Consider the following 17,284-nt stretch of genomic DNA (forward strand, 5'->3'; position numbering starts at 1 on the left):
CGTATGAAAAAAGTTTTAATAACAGGAACTAATGGTTTCATTGGTCGAATTTTATGGCAGCATTTACAGGCTTTGTCGATTGATGTTGTTAATTTAGTTAGAAATAACGATATAGAGTTGCCCAACAAAATTATTCTTGATTTAACGCACGAGTGGGCTGTTAATCCCTGTGATGGGGTGGATACGGTTTTTCATTTAGCGGGTAAAGCTCATGCGTTATCTGAAATTTCACAAGATCGGGCGGACTATCATCGAATTAATACCGAAGGAACGCAAAAATTATTAGAGGCCGCCCAACAAGCGGGTGTGGTACGATTTATTTATTTTAGTAGCGTTAAAGCGGTTGGCGATAGCGAATCCATGCAAAATGAAACCAGTGAGCGGGTTGCAGATACCCCTTATGGGCATTCAAAATTTGCGGCGGAACACTTGGTTTTACACGGGGGCTATGTTCCCCATCCTGTTGTTATTCGTCCGTGTATGGTTTATGGAAATTCAGATAAAGGGAATCTTCCCAAAATGATTAAAGCGATTGCACGAGGTTTTTTTCCCTCTTTACCCGAAGTTAATAATCGCCGTTCAATGGTGCATGTTGAGGATGTGGTACGGGCGGCGTTATTAACGGCTGAAAACCCTAAAGCGGCTGGGCAAATTTATATCGTTTCTGATGGACACCCCTATTCATCGCGCCAGCTTTATGAGTTGATTTGCCTTGCCTTAGATAAAAGGCCCGCTCGATTTACGATTCCTTTAATTTTTTTAGAGGCGTTAGCGTTCATCGGGGATTTAATTGGAAAATTAATGGCCCGACGGTTTATTTTTGATTCGGAGGTTAAACAAAAATTATTGGGATCGGCGCAGTACTCATCGGCAAAAATAGACGATGAATTAGGGTTTAAAGCCCAATACTCATTACACACGGCTTTAGCGGATATGGTCTATTATTTGAAAAATAAAGAGGAAACCCGCAAAATTGACACTGGGAATAATTATCCTCATAAATCCAATGAATAAGGGGTCACGGTGATGATCTTATTTTTTTTACTCACTTTTTTGTTAAGCGGTTTGGCAACGTATTTAATTCGCCATTATGCCCTTAATAAAAAGTTACTTGATATTCCAAATGCCCGAAGCTCCCATGTTATCCCGACCCCAAGAGGCGGCGGATTATCGGTTGTTATTGTCTTTTTAATCGCGCTTTGCGGGCTTGAATACGCCAGTTTAATTTCATTAGGGGATGTATTGGTCAGCCTTATTATTTCAAGTGTCTTGATTGCAGGCATTGGTTTTTGGGATGACCACCAGTCTATTCCTGCCCGCTGGCGTTTTTCGATTCATATCCTCTCAATTTTAATTATCTTAATCAGCCTGCCAGAACTTCCTTTACTGTATTTTTTTGGATACACGCTCGATATTCCTATTGTTAATTTTATTATTTATACCTTGGCACTCGCATGGCTGCTTAATTTATATAACTTTATGGATGGAATTGATGGGCTTGCAAGTTCCGAAGCCATTAGTGTTAGCGTGAATGCCGCATTACTCTTATTTATCCAAGATAATCATAATGAAAGTCGAGTCTTATTCCTGTTAGCCAGTTGTGTAGCGGGGTTTTTAATTTGGAATTGGCCTCATGCTAAAATTTTCATGGGGGATGCCTGTAGTGGTTTTTTAGGGTTTATTTTTGGGGTGCTGATTTTAATTACCTCACTTAATGAAACGATTAACCTTTGGAGCTGGAGCATTCTATTAGCTCTTTTTATCAGCGATTCATCGGTTACCTTAGCGACTCGAGTTTTAAACGGGGAGAAATGGTACGAGGCCCATTGTAGTCATGCCTATCAATATTATTCTAATCAATTAATTAGACAGTTTGAACACCAAGGTTTTAAAAAAACAAAGGCACGAACGCAGGCTCATAAGCAAATCAACCTAAGCTTATTAGCAATTAACACGTTTTGGTTGCTTCCTTGGGCGGCTGTGAGTATTTTTTACCCTTATTGGGGCGTTGTCATTACCCTCATTGCTTACATCCCGCTTATTATGACTGTGAAAAATATGAGAACGCTTCATGTTGACTGATCTTATCAATAAAATTATTGAACGCTTTTTAGCCCTTTCTCGAAATCAGAAAGCTGCTATTTTAATTGGCGTTGATATAATTTTTGCTGTCATCGCTTTATGGGTGGCTTTTTCATTGCGCTTAGGTTTTTTTTATTGGCCTGTGAATGAAATCATCTATTTCTTTATCGCCGCCCCCGTTATTGCGGTTCCCGTCTTCATTAAATTGGGACTTTATCGGGCGATTATTCGCTATATTGGCATTAAAGCCTTGTGGACAATCATTCAAGCCACCACTCTTTACGCGCTTCTATTTGCAACCTGTGTTTTTTATTCAGGCGTTGGCAGTATCCCAAGAACGGTTCCGACATTAAATTGGATGATTATGCTGTTACTGATTGGTAGCAGTCGATTTTTCGCCCGCTGGTTATTAAGAGAAAATTATTCTCGGATTATTAATAAACAAAGGGGACTTGATGAGGGTAAAAAAAATGTGCTGATTTATGGAGCAGGCTGCGCAGGGGTACAATTAGCTTCTGCTTTAGTTCATGGACATGAATTTAGAGCGGTCGCCTTTATTGATGATAAACCCTCGCTTCACAAGCAAAAAGTAAATGGTTTAAAAATTTATCCTTTTAACGCATTAGAACAACTGATTGAGCGTTATAAAGTCAGTGATGTGTTATTAGCGATGCCCTCAGTAAAAGGAGCGCGGCGCAGTGAAATTATTCGTTTATTAGAACCGCATTCGATTCATGTTCGCACCATTCCTGATATTAATGAAATTGCCCGTGGGCAGCTCACGTTTGATACCATTAGAGAAGTCGATGTGGGGGATTTACTCGGTCGTGAATCCGTTCCTCCCGATGAAACCTTATTACACGCGAACATTCGCAATAAAGTGGTTATGGTAACAGGGGCGGGCGGCTCCATTGGGGCTGAATTATGCAAACACATTCTTGAAAATCAACCGCGCTGCTTAGTGTTATTTGAAATGAGTGAATTTCAGCTTTATAGCATTGAAAAAGAATTACGAACGACTTACACCACCTCGTGCAAAATCATTCCTATTCTGGGTTCCATAACGGATAAAAACCGACTTGAACAAGTCTGTAATGCCTTTGTTATCCAAACTATTTATCATACAGCGGCGTATAAACATGTGCCTTTAGTTGAACAAAACCCAGCCGAAGCCATTTGGAATAATATTTTTGGAACCTTAACTCTTGCAAAAGTAGCGATTAAATTCAAGGTCGAAACCTTTGTCTTAATTTCCACCGATAAAGCCGTTCGACCGACCAATACAATGGGTGCGACCAAGCGGTTTGCCGAATTAATTTTACAAGCCCTGAGTCAAAAACCTGAAGATCATCAACAAACTCGCTTTACGATGGTTCGTTTTGGTAATGTTTTAGGCTCATCAGGGTCGGTTGTGCCATTATTTAGAGAACAAATTGCTAAAGGTGGGCCAGTTACGGTGACCGATAAACGTATTATTCGTTATTTCATGACCATTCCAGAAGCGGCAGAACTCGTTATTCAAGCAGGCGCAATGGGACAAGGCGGTGATGTTTTTGTTTTAGACATGGGAACGCCCGTTCAAATTGTTGAATTGGCGCGGCGAATGATTCATCTGAGTGGCTTTAGTGTGAAGGATGCCGCTCAACCCGAAGGCGATATAGAAATTATTTATACAGGGCTTCGTCCTGGTGAAAAGCTTTATGAAGAGCTCTTAATCGGCACTAATGTTTCACAAACGCAGCATGAAAAAATTATGCGCGCAGAAGAAACCATTATTCCTTGGGAGGAATTAAGCGCGTTATTAACGACTTTAGAAAAAATTGTGAGTGCCAATGATTTTGAAGCGGTACGGCAACTATTAAAACAAGTGGTGACAGGGTTTAACCCGCAATGTGCGGTTGCTGATGAGGTCAGTTTAGGATTACAACGCTTGGAAAGTAAGACAAAAAATCAAAAAAGTCATCATGCAGCCATGTAAATTAAACGGTATAATGGTATGTTAACTAAGGGTTTAAAAAAATAATGAGGAATACGCGTGGATATTAAGGCCTATATGCAGCAACTTGGTAAACAGGCAAAACAAGCTGGACGAGAGATTAGCAAGGCGGATAGTGCAAAAAAAAATAAAGCCTTACTCGAAATTGCACAACAACTTGAATTACACAGTGAGTTCTTAATAACCGAAAATGAAAAAGATTTACAGGCTGGAAAAGAAAAAGGCTTAGAGAGTGCCTTATTAGATCGATTAGAACTCACCCCCGCTGGAATTTTAGCGATGATAGAAGGGTTAACTCAAATCGCTGCTTTACCCGATCCTGTCGGGGAAATTAGTCACTTAAATTATCGACCCAGTGGCATTCAAGTCGGCCAAATGCGTGTTCCTTTAGGAGTGATTGGCATTATTTACGAATCACGACCGAATGTGACCGTTGATGCAGCGGCTTTATGTTTAAAATCAGGAAATGCCTGTATTTTACGCGGAGGATCAGAATCAATCTATTCCAATCAAGCGATTGCGGCGTGTATTCGTAAAGGTTTAAAAATTGCGGGATTGCCCGATGAAGTCGTGCAAGTGGTTGAAACGACCGATAGAGCAGCGGTCGGTGAATTAATTACCCTAAAGGAATTTGTTGATGTCATTATTCCTCGCGGGGGAAAAAGTTTAATTGAGCGTATTACCCAACAAGCCACTATTCCAGTGATCAAACACTTAGACGGTATTTGTCATGTTTATATTGATGGCGAAGCCGATAGTGAAAAAGCCGTTGCGATTGCGGTTAATTCTAAAACCCATCGTTATGGAGTCTGCAATGCGATGGAAACCTTATTAATTGCTGAAAGTATTGCTCCAACCCTTTTACCGTTACTCGCAGAAAAATATGCCGTGGAAAACGTCGAATTGCGGGGCTGTGAAAAAACAGCGGCTCTTATTGAAAATTGTGTTCAAGCAACCGAAGACGATTGGCAAACAGAATATCTTGCCCCTATTTTATCCATTAAACTCGTTGCCGATATGGATGCTGCCATTGCGCATATTAATCACTATAGTTCGGCGCATACCGAATCCATTGTGACTGAAAATTATACCTTAGCCCGTCGTTTTTTACGGGAAGTCGATTCCAGTTCGGTGATGGTTAATGCGTCAACACGATTTGCCGATGGGTTTGAATATGGGTTAGGAGCTGAAATCGGAATTAGTACCGACAAGCTTCATGCGCGTGGGCCTGTTGGTTTAGAAGGACTGACGACGTTGAAATATATTGTTTTAGGTGATGGTCAAATTAGAGACTAAATGATTGGTATTTATGGCGGGACGTTTAATCCGATTCATTACGGACATTTACGGACGGCTTTAGAAATAAAAGAAAAGCTTGCCGTGGATGAAATTAAATTGATTCCATGCTACCAACCTGCGTTGAAAAACCAGCCTTCGGTTACGGCGAGTATGCGTTTAAACATGCTGCAATTAGCCATTGAAGGTCATCAGGGGTTTAGCTGTGATTGTCGAGAAATTGAACGGCGCGGAGCTTCTTACATGGTTGACACCTTGGCCTCTTTACGTACAGAATTACCGAAACAGTCTTTAGTGTTACTGATAGGGAACGATGCGTTTATCCACTTAGAAAAATGGCATCGTTGGCAATTATTATTTGACTATGCCCATGTCGTGGTGATGACACGACCGAATAGTCAACAAAAACGACTGAATCCTTTTTTAAAAGTTCGATTGGCCGATAATGCCGAGCAACTCAAACAAACCTTAGCGGGCCATTTATACTTTCAAAAGGTTACTCAGCTCGCTATTTCATCAACCGAAATAAGAACATTACTGTCTATGAAAAAAAGTCCTCACTTTTTAATGCCAGACAGCGTGATAAACTACATACAACAAAATAAACTTTACAGGAATTTGAATGCAAATTAATGAGTTATTGACCTTAGTGACCGCAGAATTAGATGAGCGGAAAGGCGAAGGAATTACCGTTATTAATGTGAAAGATAAAAGCAGTGTGACCGATTTTATGGTTTTAGTCACAGCAACGTCAGAGCGTCATGGTCAATCATTGGCAAATTATGTCGCTATAAAAATAAAAGAACAAGGACTCAAGCCTTTAGGTATTGAAGGGGAACAAGGGTCTGAGTGGGTTTTATTAGATTTAGGGGATATTGTCCTGCATATTATGACATCCCAGATGCGAGAGCTTTATCAGCTCGAAAAATTATGGTCGCTTGAAAATTAAGTGGAGCCATAAAAAGCTAATTAAAATTAATAATAAAAGAGCTATTTATGGTTAGAGTTTTGCTAGTTGACGATCACGTATTAATTACAACCGCAATTAAAGTGTTATTAAATAATGCAGATAACCTGAGTGTTATTGGGGTTGCTGAAAGTGGTGAGCAAGCAATATTGGCGGTTGAAGAAAAGCAACCCGATGTTGTTTTAATGGATGTTGAAATGCCTGGAATGGGTGGAACTGAAGCGTGCCGACGTATTTTAAAGGCGCACCCAGAAACCAAAATTATTGGGTTATCTCAGCATGATAATAATTCTGTTCCCAAACAACTTTTAAAAATTGGCGCGGTCGGTTTTATTTCAAAAAACTCTTCTTCAGAAGAAATGATACGCACCATTCATAAAGTTATGTCGGGTGATATTTATTTGTGTGCGGATGTTGTTGAAAAATTTACCATAAAAACCAAAACAAAAGATAAGAATAATCCGTGTTCAATTCTTTCCCCGAGAGAATTTGAAGTGGTTCGGCTTATTTTGCAAGGAAAAAGTATCCAAGATATGGTTAAAATACTGGGTATAAAAGATAAAACCATTAATACCTATCGTTATCGTATTTATAAAAAATTAGATGTGAAAAATGATGTTGAATTAGTTCGTTTGGTCGATAAATTTAATCAAACCTAAGTACGATTTTAACAACGAACGCTCTATTTTTTAAATTGTATTTTCAAACAAAAAACGTCGGTGTTCATCTTGGGTTGCTAATCCTAATCGCGCCCCCGTTTTAGTCGCGCATAAAGCCCCTGCGGCACTGGCATAGCGTAAGCATTCTAACCAGTCCTTATTTAACGCTAAGGCCGTAGCAAATGCACCATGAAACGCATCGCCCGCCCCCGTACTATCAACCGCATTAACGGGGTAAGCGGCTAATGTTCCCGATTCTAAACCGCGTCTCCAAAGTAACCCCTTTTCTCCCAAGGTAATCACAACCACGGGGGCTAAATTTGCCAGATTTTCCAAAGCACTATCCAGTGTTTGACTGTGTTGTAAAGCAAATTTTTCTGAACAAATTAAATAATCAACCTTTCCCATCAACGCTAAACTGCCTTCGTGAATGGAACCTGCATCTAAAATAGTTGGAATTTGCTTCGTTTCTTTTTGTTTGAGTAGGGCTAGTGATAAGTGAGGCTGATGACCATCCAATAAAATAACCTTCGGATTCAGCGTTGAAAAATCAATCGACTCGGCAGTTAATGGCTGGGTGATTCCTTTATAATTTATCAAGGCACGATCCCCATTCGGCTTAACTAAAATAGAGGCCATCGGCGTGGGAGTTGAGCCTCGCTGAATGAAATCGGTATTAATCTGATAACGTAGAAATTCTTGATAATGAGATTCCCCCTGTAAATCATCACCTAAATAACCCGAAAAAGCTGATTTCAAGCCTAACTTAGCCACCATAACGGCTGCATTTGCCGCAGGCCCGCCACCACAATCTACAAAATCCGTCGCCACTATTTTTTCATCGGAATGGGGGTGATGAGGAACTGAAAAAACTAAATCATAGCAGGCATAACCCAGACAAAGTACATCAACCTTGATGACTGATTTTAAAGATAACATTTAATTAACCTAATAAAAAATTACACTCAAAGGATAGGTATTTTATCAATAGCTCACTAACTTTCATCCTTTTAACAAGATGATTATTAAAAAAAATAAAACTATGCTTTAATAACCTAGTATTCAACTAGGTTATTAAGGCTTATGAACTCTCTAAAATCATTACAAAACTTAGCGTTTGATAATCGTTTTATCCAACAGCTTCCCGCCGACCCTGAAACTAAAAATTATTGTCGAACGGTTTTAAATGCAAGCTACTCTTATGTTTCACCGACTAAAACCGATAAGCCTGTTTTGGTGAGTTATTCCAAGGAAGTGGCTGATTTAATGGGGTTAGCGGCCTCTGAATGTAGTACAGAATTATTTACTCAGGTCGTAACAGGGAATACGTTATTGGAAGGGATGCAGCCTTATGCGTGTTGTTATGGCGGTCATCAATTTGGAAATTGGGCTGGGCAATTAGGCGATGGTCGGGCGATTAATTTAGGTGAATTAAAAACCGATCAAGCGATTCATTACACCTTGCAATTAAAAGGCGCGGGACTTACGCCTTATTCGCGGCGAGCAGATGGATTAGCGGTCTTACGTTCATCGGTTCGTGAATACTTATGCAGTGAAGCGATGCATCATTTAGGCGTTCCCACAACGCGCGCTTTAAGTCTGGCATTAACGGGGGATAAAGTCATTCGTGATATGTTTTATGACGGTCGTCCCAAAGCAGAATTAGGGGCGGTTGTGTGTCGTGTTGCCCCATCGTTTACGCGATTTGGAAGTTTTCAAATCTATACCGCACAAGGTGATTTATCGTTATTAAAACAATTTGTTGATGTCACCTTACGCAATGATTTTCCCCATTTAGGCGCACCGTCCAAAGCGACTTATTTACGTTGGTTTTCAGAAGTCTGTGAAAAAACGGCCTTAATGGTTATTCATTGGCAACGCGTGGGGTTTGTTCATGGGGTGATGAATACGGACAATATGTCTATTTTAGGTTTAACGATTGATTATGGGCCTTACGGTTGGTTGGAAGACTATAATCCGCATTGGACACCGAACACCACGGATGCAAGTGAGCGTCGTTATCGTTTTGGTCATCAGCCGCAAATGGCGTATTGGAATTTAGTGCAATTAGCGAATGCGATTTACCCCTTAATTGAGGATGTGACGTTATTACAAACGGCGTTAACCCATTACTCCGATACGTTTGATCGAGGGTGGAATCAAATGATGGCGGATAAGTTAGGGTTAGCGGTTTACACGGCTGAAATGGATGAAGCTTTGATTAAAGAGTTGCTTGAAGTTTTGCAATTAGTGGAAACGGATATGACTATTTTTTACCGAAAATTAGCCTTACTTAAATTTGATGCGCTGGATATAGAGCAGGTTTCCAATAAGGATTTATTAGCCCCTTTAAGCGAGGCTTATTATCAAATTGAAAAATTAACCCCCGCTTTTGAACAGCGTATTGGCGATTGGTTACGTCTGTATTTTAAACGGATTCAACAGGAAAAATTAACCGATAAGCAGCGGGGTTTACGCATGAATGCAGTGAATCCGAAGTATATTTTTCGTAACTATTTAGCCCAATTGGCGATAGATAAAGCGGAGGCGGGTGATTTTTCAATGATTGATGAATTGTTAGCCTTATTTCGTTATCCTTATAGCGAGCAAGAAGATAAAGAATCGTATGCTGAAAAACGGCCTGAATGGGCAAGAACGCGTGCGGGGTGTTCGATGTTGTCGTGTAGTTCATAATGCTTACGTTACTCTGCTTTTTCAATGAGTCTATTTACAAATGAAACGTTTAGTTGTGATGATTTAGATGAAATGCCTGCAATCCTCACGGAAATAACAACTCACGAATTTAAGGTTAATTAAACGGTTGCACAATAGCCTTTTGATAATCATGTCGCTGGCTAATTAACTGGTTATACAAAAAAACATCCTGCAACGTATTATAAGAGGTCTCTGAAATACAAGGATTAGCCGACCAGCAACCTAAAGCTTGATAGGTTTTGATGGTTTCCGTTAAAACCGATAAAGGGATGTTGGGAAAAAAATCAGCTTCTAAAGCGGCAATTTCAGCGGCAGGCGTTTCGACAATAGCACAACATGCTTTTTGGTAGGCTCGCATAAAAGCTTGCGCGTGTTCTGTTTTAAGCCAAGTTCGCGTTGCACATAAACTACTAAAAGCCACCTCACCAATCACGTCACCCACCGAGGCTAAGACCGTTGCTTTTCCTTCATATTCAAGTTGTTGAGGCGCAGGGCCTTGTTGATGAATATAATCCGCTTTGCCTGCACGAAAAGCCTCTTCCATCGCTAAAACATCCCCAGCGTCGATACTATTTATTTGTTTTCGATCAATTCCTAGTGTGTGTAAGGCATAATTGAACATGGCCAAAGGTTGAAATAAATGATCGACCAGTATTTTTTTTCCGATTAACTGTTCCCATGAAAAAGGCGTTTTTGTCGGTTTTCCTGCAATAAAAAAACCATCTTTTTGATTGATTTGTGCAAAATGGACAATCTCAGGTTTTTCACCGCGTTCTAGCTGAGGAAAACTTCCCGCAACCGCAAATTGTGCTAGATGGACGGAGCCATTATGTAAACTAGCGGGTATTGTTTTTTCAGGGGTGGCTAATTGATAATTTGATTCTAAGCCTTCAGCTTTTAAAAATCCGCCTTTAATTGTATAAAGGAGGGGGCTATAAAAAGCGGAATGGCGTAAGACCATAATATTTATTTTATTATTCATTCGGTAAGCTCCATAAAAAGAAATGGGATTCAGTATTTTTTATTTCAACGGGTAGGACAAGAGGGTAATAAAAATTAAAAAGCCTGAAAAATAAAGCGATAAGCGGTTAAATGGTATAAACAATCCGTTTTAAACTTTAAAAAACTTATACAAAGCGAAAGGACTAGGTTAAACTAAAATTATCAAGTCGTCTGATTCAAGTTAATTTTATAAAATTCTAAATAAATACGAATTTTTTGGCGATTAATTTAAATAGAACGGGGTTATTTAAGGGGAAATGAATCGAATAAATGACCTTTTTCTAGGCTATTTTGGGTTCGATCTTAAATAGTGTTGTTCTGTTTTTTCGGCTAGCAACTTAAGACGAGACATTATGGGGCGAGGCTTAACCATTCGTCCTGAGTCCAATCGAAGGGCGGACGGCTTAATCTCAACGTGTCCCGTCTTAAATTGGTAGCCGTTTTTTCGCTTTGAAGGTCGACTACTTTACCTTAATATAATCATTTCAGGATACCCATGAGTATTAGAAAATTTAAAAATAAGCAGCCTAAAATGGGTCGTCATGTTTACATTGATGAGGCATCTATCATCATTGGGGATGTGGTGTTAGGTGATGATGTTTCTATATGGCCTACTGCGGTTATTCGAGGGGATGTGTCCTATATTCGTATTGGCGATAAAACCAATGTGCAAGACGGTTCGGTTTTACATGTTTCTCATGCTAATCCTCATATAGAAGAGAAAAACCATCCTTTAATCATTGGTCAAGGGGTTACGATTGGGCATAAGGCGGTTGTTCATGCGTGTACCATTGGGGATTATTGTTTAATTGGTATGGCAGCGGTTATTATGGATGATGCAATTATTGACGATTATGTTATTTTAGGCGCGGGTTCATTGGTGTTATCAGGTCAAAAACTTGAAGGCGGGCATCTTTATTTAGGGTCGCCTGCGAAGAAAATTAGAGCGTTAAACGAAAGTGAAACTGAATTTTTAAGGTATTCCAGTCAACATTATGTGGAACTTAAAAATGAATATCTAGCCGAACAAAAATAAATTAAAGATTAATACATTAACTCATTAAGAAATATTTCAAAAAAATAGAGAGAAAATTATGTTATTAAAAGTTGGCTCAAAAGGCGATGATGTAAAAGAAATGCAGCTTAAACTAGAAATTCTTCCCGCCGATGGAATTTTTGGATCAGGTACAGCACGGGCGGTTAAACAATGGCAACGTGATAATGGTTTAAAGGCCGATGGGGTGGTTGGGGAAAAAACGCTAGAATTATTATATGCCGAACCCAGAGAACCGATTGCGGATGTCGGTGATTTAAAATTAAACGTCTTGGTCGGGGCTATTCCTTATGACGTGGTTACGCAAATTGCCATTTGTGCAGAAACGTTTGAAATTAATACCCCTTTACGTTTGGCCCATTTTTTAGCGCAATGCAGTCATGAAAGTGCAAATTTTACGGCAACGCATGAAAATTTGAATTATTCAGCGAAAGGCCTAAGACGAACGTTTAAAAGATATTTCCGTAATAATTTAGCCGATAGTTATGCCCGTCAACCTGAAAAAATTGGTGCGCGTGTTTATGCTAACCGAATGGGAAATGGTAATGAGGCGAGTAAAGAGGGTTATTTGTATCGAGGGCGCGGCTATATTCAGTTAACAGGAAAAAATAATTATACGGCCTTTTCTGAGCCGGTTGAGGAAGATATTGTTAATAATCCTGACTTAGTTCAGTCACAATATCCTTTACTTTCAGGTGCTTGGTTCTGGAATACTAACTTGCTTAATAAAAAAGCAGATAAAGGTTCGGGTAATAAGAATGTGAAATCAATCACTCGAACGATTAATGGCGGAACCAATGGGTTACAGGATAGAATTAATAAATTTAAAAAATACTACAGATTACTAACGAGATAACGCCTTTTAAATGTAAAAAAACCATTAACACGGTATTCCTTATATCCCCGCCTAAAGAGATGGGGGTTTACGGAAATTTAGTTAAAACCAGCTTTTCATTGATTAGGAACAAGCACGAATTAAGTCATGCAACTTAAATTTATAAGCCTTGAATTATCAACGTTTTTGAATGAAGTTGCCGAAATTATTTCATGCACGGTTCCTTAGCTAAGATTTAATAGCCAGTGTGGTGATTCGTAAAACGACTATATTCATCATCTAATCTCTCAATAGTTCGGACAGTTTTTTGTAACCCATTGATTTAAAAAATAATTTACCAACACATCTCGTAAATATAAAACCCTTTAAAATCAATGCCTTATAGAATTAAGATCGCTATCTTTTTTAAAACTGTCCGAAGTATTGATCTCTGTACACGACAAAAAATATAAATGCTCTCTAAGTTGTTGGTTTTTTATTGAATGATACTATGTCGTACTCCTAAAAATCAATGGCTTACGAGGATCTGAAAATTTTGTCGTCTACAGAGTCATCTAATCATACTATTGAATTCCTATCCTAATATCTCCATTTAATTAATAGCTAACTCGCCTACACAATTTTTTTTTATTTTGTAGATCACTTTCGGGTGTTATTAATCCCTTACTCCTAAGATACTTGTAATTAACTCGATAATAAATGTAATGATTAAATCAAAGAATCGTCACGGACGAAATATAATTCTATTGGCCGTATTATTAACGTCAGGCTGTGATTATTTAGGCCCTGATGTGGGTAAAAAAATTCCTTTAGATAGTCTGCCGTTACAGGTTAAACGATCAAATAGTGATGTTATTTTATATGAAAATCAAGACAATGAAAAACCTATTGATCTACAAGAAATTCCTCCCGCAGAAATTTACCCAGGAACGGGGGCCTTTATATCGGATAAAGCATTAAATAAGAAGCAACAAGTGACCTTTAAAGAAGGGAATTATAATTTAAACTTTACCAACGCTGAAATAGATGAAGTCACGAAAGTTATTTTAGGTGAAATATTAAAGGTTAATTATGTGATAAGTCCGCAAGTTAAGGGAAGTATTAGCATTAAAACTACCAAACCCATTCGTAAATCAGAAGTTTTATCGACCTTAGATATGCTTTTAAAAATGAATGGCGCGGCGATCACCAAAAATAATAATATTTATCATATTGAACCGATTCAAAAGGCCCATGCACTTGCGACGATTAAATCTGTTAACAATATAGGGAAATTGCCCGCAGGTCATCAGCTTTTAGTGGTGCCACTGGAGTATGTGAGTGTCACGGATATGGCGGAAGTTTTAAAAGGTATTTTGTCAGAAAGTGCGATTTTACGTTTAGATAAAAGCCGAAATGTCATGGTGATTGCAGGTCATGGTCAAGAGCTTGCTCAAGCGGTTGAAATGATTAAAACCTTTGATGTTAATGTGATGGAGGGAATGTCATTTGGGTTATTTCCTTTGCAAAAAGCCACAGCGGAAACGGTGATTACCGAGTTAGAAGCCATGTTGGAAACGGGCGAACAATCCCCCCTGAATGGGTTGTTGCGGTTTGTGGCGATTGAGCGGTTAAATGCGATTATGGCGGTCACCCCACAGGTTAATTATTTAAAAACGGTTGAACGATGGATTGCTCGTTTAGATAAAACAAATACCACCAGCAGTAATGGCATTATTGTTTATCCTGTTAAACATGTGGATGCGGAAGAATTAGCGAACACATTGACTTCTATTATTAGCGGTACAGGACGTAGTTCAACTAAAAAGGACACAGCACTGGCCCCAGGAAGTAAGGCGGCTACGATTAATAACAAACAAAAAACCAAACCTGTGGTGAATAAATCGGCTTTAAAAAAAGCTAATTCAGGGGTTGGTATTGATGAATTAGAAGGCATCAATATTGTGGCGGATGTGACCAATAACTCATTGATTATTGTGGCCTCACCCGTGCAGTATGAAATGTTAAAAGGGGTTATTTCACAATTAGATGTGATGCCGTTACAGGTTTTAATTGATGCGACTATTATTTCAGTCACGTTAACGGATGAATTACGTTATGGTATTCGTTGGTATTTTACGCATGGTAAGGGTGGATCTAATGGCGTTAGTAGTGGTACAGGGGTTGGCTTAAGTGATTTGGCGGCTTTAGCCGCTACTGCAATTAATCCGGGGTTTGGTTATTCGTTTGCCAGCAGTGCAGATAATGTTCGAGCGGTGCTAACGGCAGAAGCGAAGGATAATAAAATTAATGTTATTTCCGCGCCTTCGTTGATGGTGTTGAATAATCAAGAGGCGGTTATTCAGGTGGGTGAACAAATTCCTGTGAGAACCTCTGAGTTAACAACGGATACGGGGACGACGAGCAATACGATTCAAATGCGTGAAACGGGGGTAACGTTAAAAGTTAAGCCGCGTGTTAATGCGAATGGGTTGGTTATTATGGAAATTGAGCAAAGTGTTGATAATGCGATTCCCGCAGGTTCAGATGGAAGCACGTCACAAATTGATTCCCCTTCAATTTTGCAACGAAAAATAAAAAGTATTGTTGCGGTTCAAGACAAAGAAACGATTGTTTTGGGCGGGTTAATTAGTGAGAATAAGGTTTATAACAAAACAGGGATTCCATTACTTAATCAAATTCCTGTTATTGGGGGATTATTTGGTAGTACTGAAAAAACGGTTAATAAGACGGAGTTGGTGATTTTAATTACACCGCGTGTTATTAGAACGCGTGCGGCTGCGCGTGATATTGCTTTAGAATTTAAGCAAAAGTTAACGGGGATTTTTGAGGAGTTACCCTCGAATAAAGATGATTTATAAATAGAGATGGAGTGGTTTTAAATTCGATTACTGATTTAAAGGTTAAGCCATGTAGAGTAGGTAATACCACTCTACATGATTTTTAAACTTCTAAGCTGCCTGTGCGGCAGTGAACTAGAGAGCTATCTCCAAAAAGATAATTCAAACAACAATTTAAGCTAAATTTAGCCTTTTTACCTATGTTTTTTAGCTACTTTTAACTAATTGATTTTAAATGAGTTTTTAAAGAGCGAAAAATAAAGGGTCAAAACAGTCACAGTGAATTGTAATCACCCCATCGCTAAAGTGTCAATAGATAGCTTTTCTAAATAAACAGCCAACTTAAGATGATCAGTTGAGGTTAAACCGTTCGAAAAACTCAGGATGAACGAAAAAAAGGTTTTAACTGATGGGTATATTATTTATTGCGAGCTACCTTCTGACTTCTTTTAAAATATAAAAAGGGGTAATAACACACTTGTTATTACCCCTTTAAATTAGACCGTTATTAATAACCGCCTATAGCTTTAACATTTCTACGGATAGACTCAAAATAGGTTTGAATCATCCGTATTATAAAAAGCGATTACTTCTTTGCTTCAGCAGGAGCGGCTTCTTTAGCATCTACTGCCTTAGCATCAGCAGCAGGAGCAGCGGCTTTATCATCAGCAACGGCTGCAACCGCTTCTGTTGCATTAGCAACGGCTTTTGTTGCTTCAACGGCTTTAGTTAAATCAATAGCATAAACCCAAGAAGATGTCATTGCCAACAATGCGATACAAATTATTTTTTTCATTTTATATTCCTAATATATTGATTTTAAAGCTTAAGTGAAATTTTTTACTGAAATGACACTTTAGCATTAAGTAAAATAAAAGTCATCTAAATATTGTTGTAATTATTTAAAAAAATTCATGGCACTCAACAAAATAGTGTACAGCCTCATTGGCCCTCTTAATCATCCATTTCACTGATTTCTAAATACTCTTCACCATTAAAGGCATAGCGACTGTTTTTAACAGGAATAATTTGTCCATTTTCATCACTCATCGTTCCTGTTCGCTTAACAATCACATCAGGATAATCATCATTATCAATGGGTTCCGCTAACGTTATTTTGCCTTTAAATAACCAGCAGGCCGATAATAACTCATCTTCTTCTTCGGTTTCATCATCACAAACGCCTGAATTATCCCCATCGGTTTGTAAGTAGCCTAATTGCGCCCAAGCATCTTCATGATAGGCAAAAATAGTTTTACCACTATTAGTATAGCCTTGCCCTGAATAACTAATATCTAATAATAACGCCATATTTCCTTTTGCTAAGGGTAAAAAATTGACGCGTTTAATCGTCGGTGTATCGCCCCAACTTCCAAAACTCCCTATATTTTTCTGTTTAGAAACAAGTACCCATTGCGCGCCAGTTAATCTATACACCACGGCACTAATGACAGGTGCATCCGCATGACTGCCATAAATATCATGTGTTTCAGAATCAACCATTTGATTTTTAATAAAAATAGCATGATATTTATGCAGACCATCATCAAAAGGGTGTTCAAACCAGAAACTGGCTAAGGTTTGATCGTTAACGTTAACTTTATTGTTGGCAACCTCCATAGCAAATAAAGCGGTCAATGCCGCACTTACCGTGGGTTTTTTTAATACGTTAACGTGAGCTGGAAGCGGAAATTCTGCAACAATTGGCTCTGAATTGTCTTCACTATGAAAGTAAAGGGCTATGGTAAGAATACTACTTAAACTAATCATTAACACGATAACAACCACAGTGCGATGGGAAGAAAAACGCTTCATATTGATTTTCCTTAAAGTGAGTT

The 17,284-nt window shown here is 38.8% G+C and carries 15 protein-coding genes; 11 read left to right on the forward strand and 4 right to left on the reverse strand.

What is annotated here, in order from left to right:
* Positions 1-3 precede the first annotated feature (3 nt).
* The 7 genes from Q9M50_05705 to Q9M50_05735 are packed head-to-tail and all read left to right on the forward strand — an operon-like array spanning position 4 to position 7,000.
* Positions 4-1,014 carry an NAD-dependent epimerase/dehydratase family protein gene (locus Q9M50_05705; protein MDQ7090126.1) on the forward strand — a complete coding sequence of 337 codons (1,011 nt, stop codon included), beginning with the start codon at positions 4-6 and terminating at the stop codon, positions 1,012-1,014.
* A gap of 12 nt (positions 1,015-1,026) precedes the next feature.
* The gene (locus Q9M50_05710) at positions 1,027-2,082 is read left to right on the forward strand and encodes a glycosyltransferase family 4 protein (GenBank protein ID MDQ7090127.1); all 1,056 of its coding nucleotides are present in this window, start codon (positions 1,027-1,029) and stop codon (positions 2,080-2,082) included.
* Positions 2,072-4,060, forward strand: coding sequence for a nucleoside-diphosphate sugar epimerase/dehydratase (locus tag Q9M50_05715; protein ID MDQ7090128.1), 1,989 nt, complete (start codon positions 2,072-2,074; stop codon positions 4,058-4,060). Before Q9M50_05710 ends, Q9M50_05715 begins: the two co-directional genes overlap by 11 nt.
* A 51-nt stretch (positions 4,061-4,111) precedes the next feature.
* Entirely contained in the window at positions 4,112-5,374 is a 1,263-nt protein-coding gene (locus Q9M50_05720; GenBank protein MDQ7090129.1) for a glutamate-5-semialdehyde dehydrogenase, read from the forward strand.
* Complete coding sequence (nadD, locus tag Q9M50_05725) at positions 5,375-6,007, forward strand: nicotinate-nucleotide adenylyltransferase (GenBank protein MDQ7090130.1); 633 nt, start codon at positions 5,375-5,377, stop codon at positions 6,005-6,007.
* Entirely contained in the window at positions 5,997-6,323 is a 327-nt protein-coding gene (gene rsfS / locus Q9M50_05730; protein MDQ7090131.1) for a ribosome silencing factor, read from the forward strand. The genes nadD and rsfS overlap by 11 nt, the downstream gene beginning before the upstream one ends.
* A 47-nt stretch (positions 6,324-6,370) precedes the next feature.
* Positions 6,371-7,000: a response regulator transcription factor gene (locus Q9M50_05735; protein ID MDQ7090132.1), complete on the forward strand. Its 630-nt coding sequence runs from the start codon at positions 6,371-6,373 to the stop codon at positions 6,998-7,000.
* Between the two features lie 30 nt (positions 7,001-7,030).
* Here the strand turns inward: Q9M50_05735 and Q9M50_05740 are convergent, their stop codons facing one another.
* The gene (locus Q9M50_05740) at positions 7,031-7,939 is read right to left on the reverse strand and encodes a PfkB family carbohydrate kinase (GenBank protein MDQ7090133.1); all 909 of its coding nucleotides are present in this window, start codon (positions 7,937-7,939) and stop codon (positions 7,031-7,033) included.
* A gap of 144 nt (positions 7,940-8,083) precedes the next feature.
* Between Q9M50_05740 and Q9M50_05745 the strand changes: the two genes are divergently transcribed.
* Positions 8,084-9,694, forward strand: coding sequence for a YdiU family protein (locus Q9M50_05745; GenBank protein ID MDQ7090134.1), 1,611 nt, complete (start codon positions 8,084-8,086; stop codon positions 9,692-9,694).
* 115 nt (positions 9,695-9,809) lie between these two features.
* On the opposite strand, the gene Q9M50_05750 is transcribed toward Q9M50_05745, so the two are convergent.
* Positions 9,810-10,697 (reverse strand): ABC transporter substrate-binding protein, encoded by an 888-nt coding sequence (locus tag Q9M50_05750; protein MDQ7090135.1) that lies wholly within the window; start codon positions 10,695-10,697, stop codon positions 9,810-9,812.
* Between the two features lie 516 nt (positions 10,698-11,213).
* On the opposite strand from Q9M50_05750, the gene Q9M50_05755 reads away from it, so the two are divergent.
* The 3 genes from Q9M50_05755 to gspD all read left to right on the forward strand — a co-directional run bounded on the left by Q9M50_05755 (position 11,214) and on the right by gspD (position 15,467).
* Positions 11,214-11,753, forward strand: coding sequence for a gamma carbonic anhydrase family protein (locus Q9M50_05755; protein MDQ7090136.1), 540 nt, complete (start codon positions 11,214-11,216; stop codon positions 11,751-11,753).
* 58 nt (positions 11,754-11,811) lie between these two features.
* A complete protein-coding gene (locus Q9M50_05760; protein MDQ7090137.1) occupies positions 11,812-12,627 on the forward strand; it encodes a peptidoglycan-binding protein in 816 nt (271 codons plus the stop codon).
* Between the two features lie 683 nt (positions 12,628-13,310).
* A complete protein-coding gene (gspD, locus tag Q9M50_05765; GenBank protein ID MDQ7090138.1) occupies positions 13,311-15,467 on the forward strand; it encodes a type II secretion system secretin GspD in 2,157 nt (718 codons plus the stop codon).
* Between the two features lie 565 nt (positions 15,468-16,032).
* Here the strand turns inward: gspD and Q9M50_05770 are convergent.
* Both Q9M50_05770 and Q9M50_05775 read right to left on the reverse strand, forming a co-directional pair.
* Entirely contained in the window at positions 16,033-16,209 is a 177-nt protein-coding gene (locus Q9M50_05770) for a hypothetical protein (protein MDQ7090139.1), read from the reverse strand.
* A gap of 191 nt (positions 16,210-16,400) precedes the next feature.
* Positions 16,401-17,261 (reverse strand): hypothetical protein, encoded by an 861-nt coding sequence (locus Q9M50_05775; GenBank protein MDQ7090140.1) that lies wholly within the window; start codon positions 17,259-17,261, stop codon positions 16,401-16,403.
* Between the last annotated feature and the right edge of the window lie 23 nt (positions 17,262-17,284).

It is taken from the genome of Methylococcales bacterium, assembly GCA_030949405.1.
Lineage (GTDB): Bacteria > Pseudomonadota > Gammaproteobacteria > Methylococcales > Methylomonadaceae > WTBX01.